This window comes from Aestuariivirga sp. (genome assembly GCF_041738905.1).
Classification (GTDB): domain Bacteria; phylum Pseudomonadota; class Alphaproteobacteria; order Rhizobiales; family Aestuariivirgaceae; genus Aestuariivirga.
Genome location: NZ_JBGSOZ010000167.1, coordinates 1 through 19,294, shown reverse-complemented (window position 1 = coordinate 19,294; position 19,294 = coordinate 1). Strand labels below are relative to the sequence as shown.

19 protein-coding genes, 1 pseudogene and 1 riboswitch are annotated in these 19,294 nt (G+C 62.8%); of the genes and pseudogenes, 11 read left to right on the top strand and 9 right to left on the bottom strand.

The genetic code is table 11. From position 1 onward, the window contains the following. Positions 1–39: 39 nt before the first annotated feature. On the top strand, positions 40–762 hold the full coding sequence (locus tag ACEW8Q_RS15870; protein ID WP_373505028.1) for a Bax inhibitor-1 family protein: 723 nt from the start codon (positions 40–42) through the stop codon (positions 760–762). Between the two features lie 78 nt (positions 763–840). Here the strand turns inward: ACEW8Q_RS15870 and ACEW8Q_RS15865 are convergent, their stop codons facing one another. Continuing rightward, positions 841–1,236, bottom strand: a complete 396-nt coding sequence (locus ACEW8Q_RS15865) for a DUF2794 domain-containing protein (protein ID WP_373505027.1) — start codon at positions 1,234–1,236, stop codon at positions 841–843. Between the two features lie 397 nt (positions 1,237–1,633). Between ACEW8Q_RS15865 and htpG the strand changes: the two genes are divergently transcribed. After that, positions 1,634–3,523: a molecular chaperone HtpG gene (gene htpG / locus ACEW8Q_RS15860; protein ID WP_373505026.1), complete on the top strand. Its 1,890-nt coding sequence runs from the start codon at positions 1,634–1,636 to the stop codon at positions 3,521–3,523. A gap of 59 nt (positions 3,524–3,582) precedes the next feature. On the opposite strand, the gene efp is transcribed toward htpG, so the two are convergent. Beyond that, positions 3,583–4,155, bottom strand: a complete 573-nt coding sequence (gene efp / locus ACEW8Q_RS15855; protein ID WP_373505025.1) for an elongation factor P — start codon at positions 4,153–4,155, stop codon at positions 3,583–3,585. Positions 4,156–4,246: 91 nt separating this feature from the next. Here efp and epmA point away from each other — a divergent pair, with 91 nt between their 5' ends. Together epmA and ACEW8Q_RS15845 are read left to right on the top strand one after the other, a co-directional pair. Then, the gene (gene epmA / locus ACEW8Q_RS15850; protein ID WP_373505024.1) at positions 4,247–5,281 is read left to right on the top strand and encodes an EF-P lysine aminoacylase EpmA; all 1,035 of its coding nucleotides are present in this window, start codon (positions 4,247–4,249) and stop codon (positions 5,279–5,281) included. Positions 5,282–5,348: 67 nt separating this feature from the next. Then, a complete protein-coding gene (locus ACEW8Q_RS15845) occupies positions 5,349–6,425 on the top strand; it encodes a Gfo/Idh/MocA family protein (RefSeq protein ID WP_373505023.1) in 1,077 nt (358 codons plus the stop codon). A 4-nt stretch (positions 6,426–6,429) separates the two neighbouring features. Here the strand turns inward: ACEW8Q_RS15845 and ACEW8Q_RS15840 are convergent, their stop codons facing one another. The 3 genes from ACEW8Q_RS15840 to ACEW8Q_RS15830 are packed head-to-tail and all read right to left on the bottom strand — an operon-like array spanning position 6,430 to position 8,834. After that, complete coding sequence (locus ACEW8Q_RS15840) at positions 6,430–7,479, bottom strand: MaoC family dehydratase (RefSeq protein WP_373505072.1); 1,050 nt, start codon at positions 7,477–7,479, stop codon at positions 6,430–6,432. Positions 7,480–7,485: 6 nt separating this feature from the next. After that, positions 7,486–7,971 (bottom strand): hypothetical protein, encoded by a 486-nt coding sequence (locus ACEW8Q_RS15835; protein ID WP_373505022.1) that lies wholly within the window; start codon positions 7,969–7,971, stop codon positions 7,486–7,488. After that, positions 7,968–8,834 carry a CoA ester lyase gene (locus ACEW8Q_RS15830; protein WP_373505021.1) on the bottom strand — a complete coding sequence of 289 codons (867 nt, stop codon included), beginning with the start codon at positions 8,832–8,834 and terminating at the stop codon, positions 7,968–7,970. Before ACEW8Q_RS15830 ends, ACEW8Q_RS15835 begins: the two co-directional genes overlap by 4 nt. 126 nt (positions 8,835–8,960) lie before the next feature. Here ACEW8Q_RS15830 and ACEW8Q_RS15825 point away from each other — a divergent pair, with 126 nt between their 5' ends. From ACEW8Q_RS15825 to ACEW8Q_RS15805, 5 genes are read left to right on the top strand one after another with little or no spacing between them, the layout of a single operon-like run. After that, positions 8,961–10,133 carry an NAD(P)/FAD-dependent oxidoreductase gene (locus tag ACEW8Q_RS15825; RefSeq protein ID WP_373505020.1) on the top strand — a complete coding sequence of 391 codons (1,173 nt, stop codon included), beginning with the start codon at positions 8,961–8,963 and terminating at the stop codon, positions 10,131–10,133. Continuing rightward, a complete protein-coding gene (pdxY, locus tag ACEW8Q_RS15820) occupies positions 10,133–10,915 on the top strand; it encodes a pyridoxal kinase (protein ID WP_373505019.1) in 783 nt (260 codons plus the stop codon). Before ACEW8Q_RS15825 ends, pdxY begins: the two co-directional genes overlap by 1 nt. After that, positions 10,912–11,613 carry a DUF429 domain-containing protein gene (locus ACEW8Q_RS15815; RefSeq protein WP_373505018.1) on the top strand — a complete coding sequence of 234 codons (702 nt, stop codon included), beginning with the start codon at positions 10,912–10,914 and terminating at the stop codon, positions 11,611–11,613. The genes pdxY and ACEW8Q_RS15815 overlap by 4 nt, the downstream gene beginning before the upstream one ends. 34 nt (positions 11,614–11,647) lie before the next feature. After that, complete coding sequence (locus tag ACEW8Q_RS15810) at positions 11,648–12,586, top strand: bifunctional 5,10-methylenetetrahydrofolate dehydrogenase/5,10-methenyltetrahydrofolate cyclohydrolase (RefSeq protein ID WP_373505017.1); 939 nt, start codon at positions 11,648–11,650, stop codon at positions 12,584–12,586. Further along, entirely contained in the window at positions 12,583–13,518 is a 936-nt protein-coding gene (locus tag ACEW8Q_RS15805; RefSeq protein WP_373505016.1) for a threonine/serine dehydratase, read from the top strand. The genes ACEW8Q_RS15810 and ACEW8Q_RS15805 overlap by 4 nt, the downstream gene beginning before the upstream one ends. Here the strand turns inward: ACEW8Q_RS15805 and ACEW8Q_RS15800 are convergent. The 4 genes from ACEW8Q_RS15800 to ACEW8Q_RS15785 all read right to left on the bottom strand — a co-directional run bounded on the left by ACEW8Q_RS15800 (position 13,511) and on the right by ACEW8Q_RS15785 (position 17,212). Next, the gene (locus ACEW8Q_RS15800; RefSeq protein ID WP_373505015.1) at positions 13,511–14,806 is read right to left on the bottom strand and encodes a flavin monoamine oxidase family protein; all 1,296 of its coding nucleotides are present in this window, start codon (positions 14,804–14,806) and stop codon (positions 13,511–13,513) included. The two genes, ACEW8Q_RS15805 and ACEW8Q_RS15800, sit on opposite strands and share 8 nt — an antisense overlap. 24 nt (positions 14,807–14,830) lie before the next feature. Next, the gene (locus ACEW8Q_RS15795) at positions 14,831–15,025 is read right to left on the bottom strand and encodes a hypothetical protein (RefSeq protein WP_373505014.1); all 195 of its coding nucleotides are present in this window, start codon (positions 15,023–15,025) and stop codon (positions 14,831–14,833) included. Positions 15,026–15,354: 329 nt separating this feature from the next. Next, complete coding sequence (locus tag ACEW8Q_RS15790; protein WP_373505013.1) at positions 15,355–16,578, bottom strand: class I SAM-dependent RNA methyltransferase; 1,224 nt, start codon at positions 16,576–16,578, stop codon at positions 15,355–15,357. Then, entirely contained in the window at positions 16,571–17,212 is a 642-nt protein-coding gene (locus ACEW8Q_RS15785; protein WP_373505012.1) for a thiamine diphosphokinase, read from the bottom strand. The genes ACEW8Q_RS15790 and ACEW8Q_RS15785 overlap by 8 nt, the downstream gene beginning before the upstream one ends. A gap of 58 nt (positions 17,213–17,270) precedes the next feature. Beyond that, a riboswitch (TPP riboswitch) is annotated at positions 17,271–17,379 on the top strand. A 46-nt stretch (positions 17,380–17,425) separates the two neighbouring features. On the opposite strand from ACEW8Q_RS15785, the gene thiB reads away from it, so the two are divergent. Both thiB and ACEW8Q_RS15775 read left to right on the top strand, forming a co-directional pair. Beyond that, complete coding sequence (thiB, locus tag ACEW8Q_RS15780; RefSeq protein ID WP_373505011.1) at positions 17,426–18,421, top strand: thiamine ABC transporter substrate binding subunit; 996 nt, start codon at positions 17,426–17,428, stop codon at positions 18,419–18,421. Further along, positions 18,397–19,294: pseudogene (locus ACEW8Q_RS15775) on the top strand (thiamine/thiamine pyrophosphate ABC transporter permease ThiP); the annotation flags it as partial. The gene thiB and the pseudogene ACEW8Q_RS15775, both read left to right, overlap by 25 nt.

The following is a 19,294-nucleotide window of genomic DNA, read 5'->3' as shown; positions in this document are numbered from 1 at the left end:
CCATATTCGCTGTCAAATCTTACCGCTGGAGGAACGTAAATGGCTGAATCCCGTTATCAACCCCAAGCAAGGACCGAGACCCGGGCCGAAATCGACCAGGGTCTGCGTTCCTACATGCTGGGCGTTTACAACTACATGGCTTTGGGTGTGGCGGCGACCGCCATCATCACGATGCTGGTGGCGTCCAACCCGGCCGCCATGCAGGCGGTCTACTCGTTGAAGTGGATATTCTTCATCGCCATCATCGGCATGGGCTTCCTGGCGCCACGCCTGATCTTCTCGTCGAACCCGGCAGTCGCCCATGGCGCGTTCTGGGGCTATGTCGCCCTCTGGGGCCTCGCCATCGCACCGATGGTCGGCACCTATCTGGCGGTTGCCCCCGGAATGGTCACGCAGGCCTTCCTGATCTCGGCCGTCACCTTCGGCGCCACCAGCCTCGCGGGCTACGTCACCAAGCGTGACCTCTCGGGCTTCGGCACCTTCTTCATGATGGCCTCGATCGGCATCCTGATCGCGATGCTGGTGAATGTGTTCTTCGTGCAGTCGAGCATGATGAGCCTCCTCACCTCGGTGGTGGTCGTTCTGCTGTTTGCCGGCATCACGGCTTATGAAACCCAGCAGATCAAGGAAATGTATGTGGAAGGCGATGCGCCGGGCGTACAGCGCGGCAAGTCGATCTTCGGAGCCTTCATGCTCTATGGCAGCTTCATCACGCTGTTCATCCACATCCTGAACATCCTCGGGATCATGCGGAGCGAGTAACGACCCGCACCTGCCTCACACGGAAACCCCGGCTCGAAAGGCCGGGGTTTTTTTGTTTGGCGGGCTGCTTCGAGAAGGTCAGATCGGCCGCAGCTTTGGCGTTTTCACCAGAACCCGGAGGACCATCGCCAGGTCGTGGCCACGCTTGAGGATGAGGCCGCCCTGCGCAATGACCGCGTAGGCGCCTTGCTTGCGGGCCAGCGATGGGTCCTTCACGATACGGTAGAGGGGTATTTCGGACGATCGCCGGAACACCGAGAAGGTCGCCGTCTCGTGTCCGAATTCCATAGCGTAGTCCCGCCATTCGCCCTCGGCGACCTTGGAGCCGTAGAGACTCAAAATGGCCTGAAGTTCCTTTCGGTCGAAGGCCACCTGCTCGGGTGGCTTGTGGCCCCGGCTGCCGGATTCGTCCCGGCCCGGAGAGGCGCCGGAACCCCAGGGCCGGAGTGGAACTATATCTTCGGTCTTGTCCAAGAGGCCCCCTTTGCCATTGGGTGAGGACTGGTCCCGAACATGGACCCATTCAGTCAACGTGACAAGCTTGTGACGGACAGGGCGCAACAAGTTTCACCTTTCCGCCGCATTTGCATCAAGCTTGCGCCCATGTCGCAGGCGATAAGAACTGCGTTGCCTCTAAAGCCCGGCTGGTGTTGAGCGACGGAAATCTCAGCCCCCCAGCCCCCCGAAGCTTGTTCAACCGGCCGGGCCGTTACCCCATCACCCAAGTGTAAGTGTGTTGAGGCGTTTGAGTAGAGTTCTGCGGCCGGATCCCTTGGGGAGCCCGGCCGCTTTTTCTTTCGGCTCTTGACCGGAAATCTGTCACACCCGATATGGCTGGCCGTCAGTTCCAGTGCTTCAGGAAGAGAGTGACATGGCCAACGATACCACGGCAACACCAGACGCCGCCGCTCATGGCGCCCCCCGGTCCCACGCGTTCCAGGCGGAAGTCGCCAAGCTCCTGCACCTGATGGTGCATTCGGTCTATTCCGACCGCGACGTGTTCCTGCGCGAGTTGATCTCGAATGCCGCCGACGCGCTCGACAAGTTGCGCTACGAGGCGATTGCCCAGCCCGAGCTACTCGAAGGGGCTCCCGATCTCAAGATCACCATCACGCCCGACAAGGCGGCAAAGACGCTGACCATCGCCGACAGCGGCATCGGCATGAGCGAGACGGAGCTTGTCGAGAACCTCGGCACCATCGCCAAGTCCGGTACGCAGGCCTTCGTGGAGAAGGCGAAGGCGGCGCAGGGCGACATTCACCTGATCGGCCAGTTCGGCATCGGTTTCTATTCGGGCTTCATCGTCGCCTCGAAGGTGGACGTGATCTCGCGGCGCGCGGGCTCGCAGGAGGCTCACTTGTGGTCGTCCGACGGCTCGGGCAGCTTCACCATCGCGCCGGTGGCGGACGCTCCGCGCGGCACCACCATTGTTCTGTACCTCAAGGACGACAGCCTCGAGTTCCTCGAGGACTGGAAGATCGAGACCGTCGTGCGGACCTACTCCGACCATATCGCGCATCCGATCATGCTGGTGGATGGCGAAGAGGCGCCGCGGCAGATCAATACGGCCAATGCCATCTGGACGCGGCCCAAGACGGAGATCACGGCGGACCAGCACAAGGAGTTCTTCGGGCATATCTCGGGCAGCTATTCCGACCCGGCGATCACGCTGCATTACCGCGCCGAGGGCCGGCATGAATATACCGTGCTGCTCTACGTTCCCGGCGAGAAGCCCTTCGACCTTTATGACCCCGAGCGCCGCGGCCGCCAGAAGCTCTATGTGAAGCGCGTCTATATCGCGGATGACGTCGAACTGCTGCCGCCCTACCTCCGTTTCGTGCGCGGCATCATCGACAGCGAGGACATGCCGCTGAACCTGTCGCGCGAAATGCTGCAGAACAATCCGCAGGTGGCGGCGATCCGCAAGGCGGTCACCAACAAGGTTCTCTCCGAACTGAAGAAGAGTGCCGAGAGCGACGAGGCGAATTTCCGGAAGGTCTGGGAAGTCTTCGGCCCGGTCATCAAGGAAGGCCTCTACGAGGACATGGAACGGCGCGACCAGATCTATGACATTGCCCGCTTCCGCTCCACCAAGGGCGAATGGGTAAGCCTCAAGGACTATATCGCAGGCCTCAAGGAGAACCAGACCGCGATCTACTATCTCACAGCCGAGGATGCGGCGAAGGCCAAGGCCAGCCCGCAGCTCGAAGGCTACAAGGCGCGCGACGTGGAGGTGCTGCTGCTGACCGACCCTGTCGACTCGTTCTGGGTACGCACTGCTTTGGGTTTTGACGGAAAGCCGTTCAAGTCGGTGACGCAGGGAGCCGCCGACCTCGACCTGATCAAACTGAAGGACGAGGCGACGCCCGAGACCGCGGACGAGCCCGCCACCGTGACCCTGATCGCTGCGCTGAAGCAGGCACTGGGCGACAAGGTGAAGGACGTTCGCAATTCGAAGCGGCTGACCGAAAGCGCCGTCTGCATCGTCAACGACAACGACATGGACCGCACGCTGGAGAAACTTCTGTCGCGGCAGAAGGATTCAGGGGTGTCGATCTCGGCACCGATCCTCGAGATCAATGCCGGGCATGCGATGATCCAGGCACTTGCCCGTCAAGTTCAGTCGAAGGGGGCGGCTTCGGTCGAAGACGCGGCGCAACTGCTCCTCGATCAGGCCTTCATCATCGAAGGCGAACAGGTGCCAGACCCCTCGAACTTCGCGCGCCGCATGGCCGACGTGATGGCGAAGGCCTTCTCGTAAACACCAAAAAACAAAGGCCGGGCAATCGCCCGGCCTCTTTCGCTCGGGATCGCTGCAGCTCAGTCTTTGGCGCGCTCGACGTAGGACGAGTCTTCCGTCGACACGACGATGCGCGTGCCCGAGACGATGTGCGGCGGCACCATGGTGCGGACGCCATTCGACAGGACAGCGGGCTTGAACGAGGACGACGCCGTCTGGTTCTTGATCGCGGGCTCGGTCTCTACGATCTCGAGTGTCACGCGCGGCGGCAGTTCGATCGAGATCGGGGTATCGTTGAACAGCGCGATCTGGCACTCCATGCCTTCCTGAAGGAAGGGAGCCTGGTCGCCCAGCATGTCTTCCGGAACCTGGATCTGCTCGTAGTTGGTGGGGTTCATGAAGATGTAGTTGTCATCGTCCTTGTAGAGATAGGAATGCGTGATGGTCTCAACGAAGGCGCGTTCCAGCGGATCGGTCGTCTTGTAGCGCACCACCGTCTTCACGCCGTCCGAGATGCGGCGCATGTCTATCGTCGTCGTCGGCGTGCCTTTTCCGGGATGCATGGACTCGGCCTTGAGCACCACGTAGAGCTTGCCGTCCTCGTGCTCGATGACATTGCCCTTGCGGACACCGCTTGCGATAACCTTGACCACGTTGTTTTCTCGTTCCTGAAATTTGCCGGATGGGATTGCGCGCGGTATTAGCAGCGCCCATTGAGGAAGCCAACCCCCTTGGGAGAACGCAGTGCCGCACAGTCAATCCCGCTGGTTCTCGCCCGAGCGCCATGCCGACCGCCGGCCCTTCCTGCTGGCCCGCAACCGGGTCCTCGCCGCCATGAGGGCGTGGTTTGCCGCACGGGATTTCATCGAGGTGGATTGCGGGGCGCTGCAGGTCTCGCCCGGAAACGAGGCTCATCTCCACGGTTTTGCCACCGACCTGATCCAGCCGGATGGTTCTGCCGAACGGCGCTATCTCCACACCTCGCCGGAATTTGCCTGCAAGAAACTGCTGGCGGCGGGCGAAACGCGCATCTTCAACCTCGGCCATGTCTACCGCAACCGCGAGCGGACGCTCACGCATTCGCCCGAGTTCACCATGCTCGAATGGTACAGGGTGCGGGAGGACTACGAGGTCATCATCGAGGATACGTTGGCGCTGGTGCGGCTGGCGGCGGAAACAGCGTGCACGCAGCAGTTCCAGTGGCGGGGGCGCGAAGCCGCTCCGCTGGCCGAGGCCGAATGGCTGACCGTGAACGACGCCTTCATCCGCTATGCCGGGGTCGATCTTCTCTCGACGCTCGACGCTGAGGGCAATGCCGATCGCGACAAGCTGGCCGGGCTTTCGCCGGTCCGGATCGCGGCCGATGACACATGGTCCGACATCTTCAGCCGCATACTTGCAGAAGAGGTGGAGGCCAATCTCGGCAATGGCCGCATTACGGTGCTTTATGAATATCCCTCCGTCGAGGCGGCCCTTGCCCGCACCAGCTCGCGTGATCCCCGCGTGGCGGAGCGTTTCGAGCTCTATGCCTGTGGTGTCGAACTGGCCAATGGCTTCGGCGAACTGACCGATCCTGAAGAGCAGCGCCGCCGCTTCGAGGCGGAGATGGATGTGAAGGAAAGGATTTACGGCGAACGCTATCCGGTGGATGGGGACCTGCTGGAGGCCCTTGCCCTGATGCCACCGGCCAGCGGGGTGGCCCTGGGCTTCGACCGTCTCGTCATGCTGGCGGCGGGCGCCACGCGCATAGACCAGGTGCTGTGGACGCCGGTCTCCTGAAACTCCATCTCGACCGGAGCCGGGGGCGCAGCTAAGGTCTGCCCGTATTCGCTTGGGAGGGCATCATATGACAAAGATCCGCTACGCTGTGGTGGGAGGCGGCTGGATATCACAGATCGCCTTCATGCCGGGGATCGAGCAGACCGGAAACTCCGAGATGACGGCCATCGTCTCCGGCAACCGGGCCAATGCCGAGAATATGGCGAAGTTCTACGGCATCGAGCACATCTTCAGCTACGAGCAGTATGACGACATGCTGCGGCAGGGCATCGTGGATGCGGTCTATATCGCGCTGCCCAACTCCATGCATGCCGACTACGCGATCCGGGCCGCGAAGGCGGGCGTTCATGCATTGGTCGAGAAGCCGCTCGCCATCACGGTTGCCGAATGCGAGGCGATGATCGCCGCCGCCGACAAGGCCGGCGTGTTCCTGATGACGGCTTACCGGCTTCACAACGAGCCCGGCACCATCGAGGTTCTCGAAACCATCCGCCGCAGCGAGATCGGTGATCCGCGCCTGTTCAGTTCGGTGTTCTCCTTCCCCGTGGCGCCCGGCAACCACCGCCTGAAGGCCGAGCACTGGGGTGGTGCTCTTCAGGACATCGGCGTCTACTGCATGAATGCCGCGCGCCACGTGTTCGGCACCGAGCCCACCGAGGCGGTTGCCATGTCGGGCTGGGGCGATGGCGATCCACGTTTTGCGGAGGTCGAGGAGATGATCTCGGCCACACTCCGCTTTCCGGGCGACCGGCTGGCGCAGTTCATCGTCAGCTTTGGGGCGGATGACCGCGACAGCTACCGGGTCGTCGGCACCAAGGGCCAGATCGAGGTCGATTCCGCCTACCGGCTGGACAGGCCGATCTCGCTCCGCATCACGTCGGGCGGCAAGGTCACGGAGAAGAACTTCCCGCAATACGATCACTTCAGCGGGCAGGCGCATTATTTCTCGGACTGCATCCTGAAGGGCATGAGGCCGGAGCCTGATGGCGGCGACGGCGCCAACGATGTGCGTGCCCTGCTGGCGATCGAGGCGGCATCGCGCACCGGGCAGGCCCAGAAGATCGCGTCACCGGCGCGGCCCTCGCACCCGACGCCCGACATGGCGCGGAATTTCCCCTGGGTCGAAAAGCGGCTGATGCTGTAACGGCTCAGCGCGGCATCAGCGCCCAGTAGTCGAGTTCGAGGATCACGCCCGGCGTGTCGGGCGTGCCATCCACAACCGGAAACTCCGGACACGGAAGATCGCGCGTGGCGCGGGTGAGAATGCGGAGCGCGCCCACGTCGCTGCGGCCCGGCACATCGGCGGATTCCAGAATTTCGGACCACGCAAACACGGTGCCGCCTGCAAACAGCGGCGCCACGTGGCGGCCGCCGTTGATGGCCGCGATGTGAAAGGCGTTGCCCAGCCCGTTGAAGGAGAGGGCGCGGGCCAGCGAGATGACGTGGCCGCCATAGATAAGCCTGCGGCCGAAGCGGCCCTGTGCTTCCGAGAACTGGTTGAAATGCACCTTGGCGGTGTTCTGGTAGAGCCGCGTGGCGAGCTGGTGCTCCGCCTCTTCCACCGTCATGCCGTCCACATGGTCGATCTTCTCGCCCGCGGCGTAGTCACCAAAGCGGTGCGGCGAGCCGGACCAGTCATTGTCCCAGAGCGCCGGATCGATGACGGGACAATCGCGCCCCAGTGCTGAAGGTTCGACGCGCTTTGGCAATTGCGGAACGAAGGCCTCCGGTGCGGCAGCCCTCTCGTCGCGCTTCCGCACCATCACCCAGCGAACGTAGGAGAGGACTTCATCGTCTCGCTGGTTAATGCCAATGGTTCGGACATAGACGGTACCAGTCTTTCCATTGGAATTTTCCTTGAGGCCGATGACCTGGCTCTCTGCCATCAGCGTGTCGCCCGGGTATACGGGACCAAGGAACTGGCAATCAGCGTAACCGAGGTTCGCAATCGCATTAAGCGAGATATCGGGCACGGTCTTGCCGAAAACGATGTGGAAGGTGAGGAGGTCATCGATTGGTGCGTGGCGGTAGCCGATGCTGCTCGCGAAGAAATCAGAAGATTGGACAGCAAAGCGCGAACCGTAAAGCGCGGTATAGAGCGCCTGGTCGCCGCTCGTCACAGTGCGCGGCGTGGCATGGTCAATGCGCTGATGAAGATTGAAGTCCTCGAAGAAGCTACCGGGGTTGGTCTTGGTCATCATGTTTCAATTCCCAAAGATCAATTCTTCGAGGTGCGCACGCAAGGGGACAAGGTGCATGTACAAGTGAACCTTGTAGCACCACCGTAGCGCAGCTAGGGCCTCGCTGCGGCCGTGGATATTCAGATGCCAGTCCACTGCTGCAAGTTCGCGCGCAATGTCTGTTAAATCGTCAATCGCATCACCAGCAGAGATCTGCGGCTCTTCACCTGACACGATCCTTGAACTCAGCATTGTCCAGTACAATCCAAGCGTTGGATAGCGCGGCCCGATGTTTGCCTGCCAGTGATGATCAGGAGTTTCAGGTGGCTCGTCGTCAACAAGTCGGCCGATTGGAGCTAAGGCCGGTTGGAGGGAGTGCATTGAATACAAGAAGGCATCGATATTTCTGGCAAGCGCTTCGATTGAGCCAGGATCGCCATTCCTGCCTGTGATGCAATCGAGCAACGCAAGAGCGCTATCTACGGGATCGAGTTGCAGAAGGCTAGTCAAACCGAGATCGCCTCCGCAATCGCTGCCACGCGTTCGGCCATCGTGAGATGAAGCCGTTCGACCATCTTGCCGTCGATGGTGATGACGCCCTTCTTCTGGTTCTCGGGCAGCTTGAAGGCTTCGATGATCTTCAGCGACCACGCCACTTCTTCCGGAGCGGGCGAGAAGAGTTCGTTGCACACGGCGATCTGTCCGGGGTGGATCAGGGTCTTCCCGTCCATGCCCAGCGTGCGGCCCTGTTCGCATTCGGCGCGGAAGCCCTGCTCGTCGCGGAAGTCGTTGTAGACGCCGTCGATCACGTCCAGCCCATAGGCGCGGGCGGCGAGAAGAGTCATCGACAGCCACGGCAGGATGGCGAAGCGGCCGCCGGTGGCCAGCGCGCGCGATTCCTTCAGCAGGTCGTTGGTGCCGAGCACGAGGCAGGACAGCCTTGCCGCCTGATGCACAGAAGCAATCTCGCGCACGTTGAAGATTGCCATCGGCGTTTCCATCATCGCCCACATGCGGGTGTGCTCGGCGCCGCCCATGCCGGCGTGGATCTTCGAGACATTCACGATGTCGCCGGGTCTCGCGACTTTCGGCACCAGAATGGCATGGGGGTTCGCCTCCGCCGCCATCTTCAAATCCTCCACACCCCATGGCGTGTCGAGGCCGTTGATGCGGATGACGAGTTCACGGCGACCGTAGCCCCCGGCCTTCACGGCGGCGGCCACCTTGGCGCGGGCGTCCGCCTTGGAATCGGGCGCGACCGAATCCTCAAGATCGAGAATCAGCGCATCGGCCGCCAACGACTTCGCCTTCTCGAGGGCTCTTTCATTGTTGCCGGGCATGTAGAGAACGCTGCGGCGGGCTCGCAAGGTCATGTGACGTCCATTGAATGTTGCGCCGCAACGCTAGACGCCGCATTGCGCTGTGGGAAGCCCACTTTTGGATAAGCCGCATGGCTCCGGCCCTTGTGGAGGGCAGGTGCATTCGGCAATGTGCGCCACATGAAAACATATGATGTCGTGATCGTGGGCGGCGGCGTGGTCGGCAGCGCCGCCGCCTATTACCTGAAGAAGAACGGATTCACGGGCACGATTGCCATCGTGGAGAAGGACACCACGTGGCAGTTCGGCTGCACGGGGCGGTCCGCAGGGGGGCTTCGCCAGCAGTTCTCGACGCCCGAGAACATCGCGCTCTCGCTGTTCGGACTGAAGCTGGTGCGGAACCTGAAACAGGAGTTCGGGCCGGAAGCCGATGTGGGCTTCAAGGAGCAAGGCTACCTGATCCTGGCGTCCGACAGCGGCATGCCGATCCTCGAGGAAAATCACGCCGTGCAAATGGCAAACGGCGCCGACAACGTGCTGCTGTATGGTGACGACCTGTCGCAGCGGTTCCCATGGCTCGTGGCCGACGGGCTGGCCGGAGGCTGTTTCGGGCTTGCCGGCGAAGGCTGGATGGACCCCTATTCGATGATGGGGCTGATGCGGAAGGCGGCCATCGCCCAAGGCGTTCAGCTCATTCAGGGCGAGGTGACGGGCGTTTCGCGTGACGGCAACCGCATCACGGGCGTGACACTGGCCGACGGCGAGAAAATCTCCTGTGGCACGATCGTCAACGCGGCGGGCACTGGCGCGGGTGCTCTGGCAGCACTCGCAGGAATTGAACTGCCGGTTGGCCCTCGGAAGCGCTATGTCTATGTCTTCGACTGCCCGGCGGCGACCGAGGCCTTGCACAAGGGTCCGCTCACCGTGCAGCCCAACGGCGTGTGGTTCAGGCCCGAGGGGCGCAATTTCATCTGCGGCGTTTCTCCAGAAGAGCATGACGAACCCACGGTCTTCGACTGGGAGGTCGACTACAGCATTTTCGAGGAACAGCTGTGGCCGGTGCTGGCCGAGCGCGTGCCGCTGTTCGAGGCGATCAAGGTGATCAGCTCGTGGACGGGGCATTATGACTACAACGCACTCGACCAGAACGGCATCATCGGAGCACATCCTGAGGTGGGCAACCTGATCTTCGCCAACGGCTTCTCGGGCCATGGCTTCCAGCAGGGCCCGGCGGCAGGCAATGCTGTCTCGGAGCTCATCATGCATGGCGCATATCGCACCATCGATCTCAATCGGTTCGGCTATGAACGGATCGCGCTGAAAGAACCGCTGTTCGAAAAGAACGTGATCTGATGCGTATCCTGAGCATCTCCAGCCAGGTGGCGTGGGGACCGGTCGGAAATACAGCCGCGGTGCCCGCACTTCAGGCGCGGGGACACGAGGTCATCGCGGTTCCAACCATCATGCTGTCGAACCATCCGGGCCATGGGACACCGGCGGGCTTCCGCACGCAGCCCGAGGACATTTCGCGCATACTCGATGCGCTGGACGGGTTCGGCATCCTCGCTGGTTGCGATGCAGTGTTCACCGGCTATTTCGCCAGTCCCGAACAGGTCGAGGCCGCAGCAATCGTCCTTGAACGGATGACTTCGGCCAGGCCTTCACTCTATGTCCTGGTCGATCCTGTGATGGGAGACGAGGGCGGTCTCTATGTGCCGCAACCGGTCGCGGAGGCCATCCGCGACAGGCTGGTGCCGCTTGCCACCTGCATCACGCCGAACCGCTTCGAACTGGCCTGGCTGTCCGGGCATTCCGTCAGCGATGAGGACAGCGCCATTGCGGCAGCACGCGCCATCGGAACGCCGGAAGTGCTCGCCACATCGATTCCGCACTACACCGACCAGATAGCGACCCTGCTGGTGACGGTGGAAACCTATCACATCGCGACGTCGCTGAAGCTGGCGGCCGTTGCAAACGGCACGGGGGATTTTCTCAGCGGGCTCTATCTGGCTAGGCGGCTGGCGGAGCGGGCGCCCGAGGCCTTTGCCGGCGCCAACAAGATCCTCGCGCGCGCCATCGCCATGAGCGCGGGAACACCGGTGCTGGACATTGCGGGCGCGTTGCACGGCAGATGATCCCCGTTGTCGGCGTCGATGGCTGCCCGGGCGGCTGGATCGCGGTTCGTTGGGCGGAGAGCCTGACCCACCATCTCTGCCGCAGCTTCTCCGAAGTGCTGGCATTCGACGCTGACATCGTTGCCGTCGACATGCCCATCGGGTTTCCGTCCGGTTCGGGCCGGTTGGCGGAGCGCGAGGCGCGGGCGCGGCTGGGCGAGCGGCAGTCGAGTGTCTTTTCCGTCCCCTCGCGTGCCGCCGTGATGTGTCTGGACTATCGCGAGTCGTGCGTTGCGAATCTTCTCAATTCCGATCCGCCGAGGAAGGTCTCGAAGCAGATCTTCCACATCTTCGCGAAGATGCGCGAGATCGATGCGTTGATGACTCCCCAAGTTCAATCGCTTGTGTTCGAGGTTCATCCCGAACTCGCCTTCTGGGTGATGAACGGAGAAGCGCCGCTCAACCTTCCCAAGAAGAAAAAGGGGAGCGTTTATCCGGACGGCCTCGACCTTCGACGTGACCTGCTGCTCAAGGCCGGGTTTCCCCTGCAGAGTCTTCCTCCTGCGTCATACCGGAGAGCCGACGTTGGGGCAGACGACCTTCTCGATGCCTGCGCCTGTGCGTGGTCGGCACGGCGCATTGCCGAGGGTCGGTCACTGCGACTTCCTGCCGATCCGCCCCGCGACGCAAGGGGCTTGCGCATGGAGATCAACGCATGAGAAAGAGGCGCCGATTCAAGAGAGATTGCTGCCCATGACGATCCAGACCGCCATCCGCCACAATGCCCTTCTGGGCAAGCCCGTCGCCGAGGAAATCACCCGCGCCGTTTATAATGGAGTGGAGGAACTGGCCTCACAGGGCTGGCCGGTGAAGCTCGTCTCGATCACCATCGGCGACGTTCCGGCCGTCAGCCTCTATGTGCGGAACCAGGCGCGCGGGGCCGAGAAGGCCGGGATCACCTTCGAGGAGCGCAACCTGCCGTCGTCCGTTTCGCGGATCGAGCTGCTGGGCATCCTGCAGGCGCTCAATACTGACCCGCGCGTGACAGGCGTCATCATCCAGCGCCCGGTGCCGAAGCATCTCGACATCCGCGAGTTGCAGACGGCGATCCATCCCTTGAAGGATGTCGAAGGCATGCATCCGGCCTCCATCGGCAACATCGTCTACCGCGATACTTCGCTGGCGCCCTGCACGGCGGCGGCATCGGTCGAGCTTCTGAAGCGCACCGGCCTCAAGCTCGAAGGCCTGGAAGTCGTGGTCATCGGCCACTCCGAAATCGTCGGCAAGCCCATCGCCTTCCTGCTGATGGCGGAGGGCGCCACCGTCACAGTCTGCCATCATATGACACGCAACCTCGCGGTTCACAGCCGGGCGGCGGATGCGATCTTCGTGGCCGTAGGCAAGCCGCGCTTCATCACGCCCAACATGATCAAGCCGGGTGCGGCCGTCATCGACATCGGTATCAACCAGATCGAGGAAGGCGGAAAGCACATCACGGTCGGCGACGTCGACTATGATGCATGTGCCGAAACTGCAGGCTGGATCACGCCGGTGCCGGGCGGCGTGGGGCCGGTGACGGTCTCGATCCTGATGCGCAACGCGCTCACCGCGGCGCATGCGCAGAAGCGCCATTACGATCAGGTGTTCGGCAGCAGCTCCGACCTGCTCGTCCATGTGGCGCCGGCCGAATGAGCATCACCCGGGAAGCGATCACCCGCGCCGCGCATCGCATTGCGCCCAACGTGCGGCGCACGCCGGTGGTGGATGTGATGGTGGATGGCGTCGCTCTCCCCGTCACGCTGAAGCTGGAACTGCTCCAGCATTCGGGGAGCTTCAAGGCACGCGGCGCCTTCAACACGCTGGTGAATGCCACGGTGGGCGCTGGCGGCGTCGCCACGGCGTCGGGCGGCAATCACGGCGCTGCCGTCGCGTATGCCTCGCGTGAACTTGGGCACAAGGCGCGCATCTTCGTTCCTGAAATCTCGTCCCCCGCCAAGGTGGCCCGCATCGCGTCCTATGGTGCCGAGGTCGTGCAGAAGGGCGCCAACTACAACGAGGCGCTGGGTTTCTGCGAGGCGCATGTCGCCGAGACGGGTGCCGTGGGTGTTCATGCCTACGATGCCGTGCCCACGCTCGAGGGCCAGGGCACGCTGGCCCGCGAACTCGAAGACCAGGCACCTGGCCTGGACACCCTGCTCGTCGCAGTGGGCGGCGGCGGTCTCATCGGCGGCATTGCCGCTTGGTATCAGTCATCCGTCAAGATCATCGGCGTCGAGCCCGCAACCTGCAACACGCTGCATGCAGCACTGGCCGCGGGCGAGCGCGTTCCCGTGAAGCCTTCCGGACTCGCGGCGGATTCGCTGGGCGCTTCCACCGTTGGAAAGATCATGTACGACATCGCCAAAGATCATGTCGCGCAGGTGGCGCTGGTGTCCGACGACGATATCCGCGATGCGCAGCGGAAGCTGTGGCGTGACATGCAGCTCGTCACCGAGCCGGGCGGTGCCGCCGCCTTCGCGGCACTTCTCTCCGGTGCCTACACGCCGGAAAAGGACGAGCGCGTGGGCGTCGTCATATGTGGCGCCAACACCTCGATGGATGTCTTCGGAAAATTATTTACTTGAGGTTCAGAACTGCGTCCGCCGCGTCTTCTCCAGCGATGACGGCGCCTTCGAACCAGCCGGCCTGCTCGCGCGCGTAATCCGAGGATGCGAAGGCGATGCGGTCTTCCGGCTGCCAATTCTCGGTCTCGAGTCCGTCTTCGTGACCGGCGAGTGCCGCCACCCAGGTGCCGCGTGCGAAGGGATCATCCAGCCAGTCGTGCCAGTCATGCGAGAGAACTCGCGCATTGGGAAAAAGGCGCGAGGCCTGCTCGCGCACCCACTGGGCATCACCGGGGCGGTTCGCTGCGTTCATCAGTCCGAAGGCAACGATGAGGGTTGAGCCGTCTTCCGCCTTGCGTTCGGCGAAGGCGAACTCGATGCCTGATCCCTCACCCGTCACCAGCGTGCCCACCGGAACGCCTTCCGCCTTGATCCACAGCTTGAAGGATCGGCCGCCGTGCCCCAGCGCGATGGCGTCGCGCTTCGCCTGAGAGAGCTGCGGCGTGAACTCCAGAGACTTCATCTGGTTGACACCGAGAGCCAGAACGCAGGCTTTCGCGCGATAGGTTGTGTCTCCGCATGTGATCGCGACAGTGTCCGCCGTCGTCGTGATCCGCGTCACCGGAGAGGACAGGATGCGCTTCGCACCCGATGCTTCGATCATGCGATCAGCCAGCGCTCCCATGCCAGGCACCACCGTATCGGTCCAGAAGCGGATCATCCCTTCGGCAAGGCCGTTGTCATAGGAACAGCTGCCGAGAAACTCCGACGCCGCAACTGTCTGATGATCGCCGTTGCCCGAAACCGTCCACCATGCCGAGAAGATGTCGCGCGTGGATTTCGGACAGTCGAGCCGGTCGAGATAATCGGCAAAGGAAATGCCGCGCAGGGCCTCGCCCTTTTCATTCGCGGCCATGCCCTTCTTCAAGAGGATCGCATCGACCGCAACTCGTGCGATGGCGCGCTCATGCGCCGTCACGTCTTCGCGCGCGGCGGAGGAATCGGTATGGATTTCGCCGCCGCGAAGCCATTGGCGGGTGGTCACGGGGTGGCGCGGCCGGAGCGAAAGGCCAAGTTCCTCGACCAAGGCGCGGATGCGATCATGCCAGGGCGTGATCCAGGCGCCACCATACTCCAGAACGGTTCTGCCGTCATCGCCCGCATAGGGTTTCATGAAGCCGCGGCCGCCGCAGCGGTCGCGCGCCTCGATGATCGTCACAGATTTTCCGGCTTTCGCCAGTTTCAAAGCCGCCGCAGCGCCCGCCATGCCGGAGCCGACGACGATCACATCCGTTTCCATAGTACTCATGGCGGAACGCTAACATGGACATGATCACAGGAACAACCGCCCCGCTGTCACCTGAGCGCGCACGCGTTCACGGGCAAGCCGAAGCTCATCCTGCATGCGCTTCAATTCGCGCGGCTCGATCGGCACGTCGGGCCACCTGAACGTTGCATTGAGCTTCTTTGCCGTTGCCTTTGCCATGTCGAGGCTGGGGAACAGCAGGTCGAACTTGAGAGAGAACATGACGGTCTCCGTCGCGAGACAGGGGCAGCAAAGCCCATGCGCGTGGAAAGACAAGTCAACCGTGCCCAGGTGCCTGCGCAAACGCAGCACGGTGCCTTGGACAAAGCTGACGGTTCAATGATGTATGTGAAGCGCTCGATGCGCGAAAGATACGCTATCCGCCTGAGGCCCGAGCCTCAGTGCGGCCCGGAGTTCAGCAGCGCGTAAATTGATTTCCCATGGCTGACTCCTTCTCGAAATTGCGTGAGCGCAGTGTGTAACACCGAATCACGCCGCGCGGAAGTGTGCTTATGAAACTTGCTTCTTCCTGTTGCAGCTTGGTAACAGTCTCAGCGCTCGCGGCGGAACACCGCCACGGTCTCGACATGCGACGACCATTTGAACTGGTCGACGGCAGTCACCTGTTTCAGCGCATAGCCTCCGCCTACAAGAATTTCCGCATCGCGCGCGAAAGAACTCGCGTCGCATGACACCGCTACAACGGTGTTCACCGCAGATCGCGCAAGCTGCTTTGCCTGAGCCTCGGCACCGGCGCGGGGCGGATCGAAGACGACGGCGTCGAAGCCTTTCATCTCGTTCGGCACCAGCGGTTCGCGGAAGAGATCGCGCGCGGCGGCCACGAGAGGCTTGAGGCCGGGCGTCGATTTCACCGCCGACTGGAGCGCTGCAATCGCCGCGCGGTCGCTGTCATAGGCCTCGACCTTGCCACGCTCGGCAAGCCGGAAGGCGAAGGGACCGGTGCCGCAGAAAAGATCGGCGACGCTCTTGGACTTGCCCACGCCGTCTTGAACGAGCCGCGCGAGAACGGCCTCGCCCTCCGCTGTCGCCTGCAGGAAGCCGCCCGGTGGCAGCGCCACTTCAGCACAGCCAGTGGCAATGCGCGGCGTAACGGCGGTGGCGATGACCTCACCGTTGACCGAAAGCCGCGCAATTCGCAATTCGCTCACGAGGCTTGCGAGATTGGCGTGTTCCTGCGCGAAGAACTTGCGCTCGGCCTTCACACTCACGTCAAGGCCGGTGAGGGTTGAGGTCAGGGCTACGTCGCAGTCGCCCAGCCTCACGCCGATCAGGCGGCCGATGTCGAAGGCGCGGTCCAGCGCGGGCTCGAGGATGGGGCAGGTATCGATGTCGAGAAGCCTGTGGCTGCGAGCCTCCATGTAACCCGCTGTGACGCCGCCATCGCGGCGGCGCACATGCAGCGCCACGCGGCGGCGGCCCGTGCCATGCGCATCGATGATACCGGAAACCTTTGCCTCCAACCCGCGCGCGGAGAGCGCCTGCTCGACGAGGCTCATTTTCCAGTTGCGGTAAGATTCCTCTTTCCAGTGCTGCAACTGGCAGCCGCCGCAGCGGCCATAGTGTTTGCAAAAAGGCGATTCCCGGTCGGGGGAAGCCTCAAGGATTTCGCCCAGCGCGAGGCGCTCGCCGTCGCCTGCCGCGCGCACCGTTTCGCCGGGAAGAGTGCCGGGAATGAAAATGGCGCGGCCGTCCTGATGCGCGATGCCTTCGCCGCGCCGGCCCATGTCGTCGATGTGGAGTGTATGGTCAGTCATCGCTGCTCAATGGCGGATAAGCGATGGCAACGCCATAGCCCACGCGCAAGGCGATGCGGACTGGGCCGGTCGCCACGTTGGAGAGTGTGAGGGTGGAGCCCACCGGAACATCGCGGTTCACCAGCGGCCATTTCACGCCGTCGAGGTCGAGGCCTTCGAAATCGGCGAAGGGAATGAGGCTCAAACGGGCGGAATCCGGAAGATCCAGAAGTGCTGTACCGGGAAGAACGGGCCACGCCTCTTCCGCGCCGCTGGTGAGATGACAGAAAAGTCCCTGGCGCGCGATGTGGATGCCCTGGCCCAGCAGGCCCGCCGTATGGTCGGTCTGGCCGCCCAAGCCGCCAATCAAAATGATTTCGGTGGCACCGCGCCGGATCGCCTCGTCCACGGCAATGGCACCATCGGTCGAATCCTTCTCGGCCGGGAAGGTCTCGCGTGGCACGTCGCGATATTGCACCGTGAGTTCGGAGCCCGACGAATCGAAATCGCCGACCCAGAGTTCGGGCACCACGCGGAGTGCAGCGGCGTGCATCATGCCGCCATCGGCCGCAATGAAGCGGGCGCCCTTCAACTGGTTTCGCAGGCGGGAGGTGACGATCAGATCGCCGCCGAGCAATATTGCAAATCGTGACATGGAACCTGTCCTAGCAAATGCCGCTTGCCAGCGCACGTGTGCCGCACTACCTTTGGGTCTGCTCTCAACGGGGAGCCGCGCTCGAGCGGCTGAGACGAGGCTGATGCCTCAGACCCGCTGAACCTGATCCGGATCATGCCGGCGGAGGGATTGTGGGCGGATGTTCCTGATCGGAACCTCCAAACCTCCATCCAACGGCGAATGGAGGTACATATGAAAAGAACACTCTCAGCTCTGTTCGCGCTTGTTGTCCTCGCAGCTCCCGCTGCGGCCAAGGAGACGCTTACCGTCTACACCTATGACAGTTTCGTCGCCGAATGGGGCCCCGGCCCCAAGGTGAAGGAAGCCTTCGAGAAGGACTGCGATTGCACCATCGAGTGGGTGGCACCGGGCGATGGCGTCGCCTTGCTCAACCGCCTGAAGCTTGAAGGCGCCAACACCAAGGCCGACGTGGTGCTGGGCCTCGACACCAACCTCACGGCGGAAGCGGCGGCGACGGGCCTGTTCGGCCAGCATGGCCTGGACGTAGCGCTTGCGAAGACGCCGATCCCGTGGGCCGACGAATATTTCATGCCTTTCGACTATGCGCATTTCGCCGTTATCTATGACAGCCAGATGGTGACGGAACCGCCGAAATCGCTTGATGAACTCGTCAATGGCGATCCGTCGCAGAAGATCGTGCTCGAAGACCCGCGCACCTCCACACCGGGGCTCGGCTTCCTGCTGTGGATGAAGCAGGTCTATGGCGACAAGTCGGCTGAGGCGTGGAAGAAGCTCTCGGGCCGTGTGCTGACGGTCACGCCCGGCTGGTCGGAAGCCTATGCGCTGTTCACCAAGGGCGAGGCGCCGATGGTGCTCTCCTACACGACGTCTCCCGCCTATCACGTGATTGCCGAGAACACCGACCGCTACAAGGCGGCGCCGTTCTCGGAAGGCCATTACCTCCAGATCGAGGTGGCGGGCCTCATCGACAAGAGCCCCGAGAGGGCTCTGGCGCAGAAGTTCATCGCCTTCATGATGAGCCCCGGGTTCCAGGACCAGATCCCCACCAACAACTGGATGTTCCCCGCAGGCCAGACCTCGGCACCGCTGCCCGAGGCTTTCGACGCACTGGTGAAGCCGGAGAAGACGCTCATCTACTCGCCTCTCGAAGTCGACCAGAACCGCCGCGCCTGGATCGATGAATGGCTGAACGCCATGGCGAAGTGAGGACATATAATACCCAGCCGCGAGCGCCAGCCCTGCTGGCGCTCGCCTTCCTCCTGCTCGCCCTTGCCGCGGGATTTCTGCCCGTTCTCTGGATGGGCGCGGGACGCGGGTTTTCCGGGTTCGATGCCTATATCCTCCGTGTACTGAACTTCACGCTGCTGCAGGCGGGACTATCCACCCTCATCTCGATTGCTCTGGGCCTTCCCGTGGCACGCGCGCTGGCGCGGAGGCCTGCCTTTCCCGGGCGCATGATCGTGGTGCGCCTGCTCAACCTGCCGCTGGCGCTTCCGGCCATCGTGGTCATCATCGGCATCATCGAGGTCTATGGCACGCAGGGCTGGCTTGGCGGTGTGTTCGATATCTATGGGCTGCAAGGCATCCTGCTCGCGCATGTGTTCTTCAACCTGCCTCTCGCCGCGAGGCTCATCCTGTCGGACTTCGAGCGCATTCCGCCCGAGAGCTGGAAACTCTCGGCCCAGCTTGGCCTGAACGAGAGGCAGATCTGGCGGCTGGTCGAGTGGCCGCAGATCAGGGGCAACCTTCCCGGCGTGGCGCTTCTCATCTTCCTGCTCTGCGCCTCGAGCTTCGCCATTGTACTGACCCTGGGCGGGGGCCCGCGCGCCACAACCCTCGAGGTTGCCATCTTCCAGTCGCTCCGCGCCGACTTCGATCCGCAGCGGGCTGCCCTGCTGGCTTTCGTGCAACTGGCGCTGTGCGCGAGCCTGTCGCTTCTGGCACAGAGATGGGGCCGACTGGCACCGGCCTTTCCCGCACTTCGCGCCACGGCGCGGCGCTTTGATGGGCGGAGCGGGCTTTCGAGACTGACCGATGCCGCGCTCATCGCGGCAGCCCTTTTGCTGCTGCTTCCGCCGC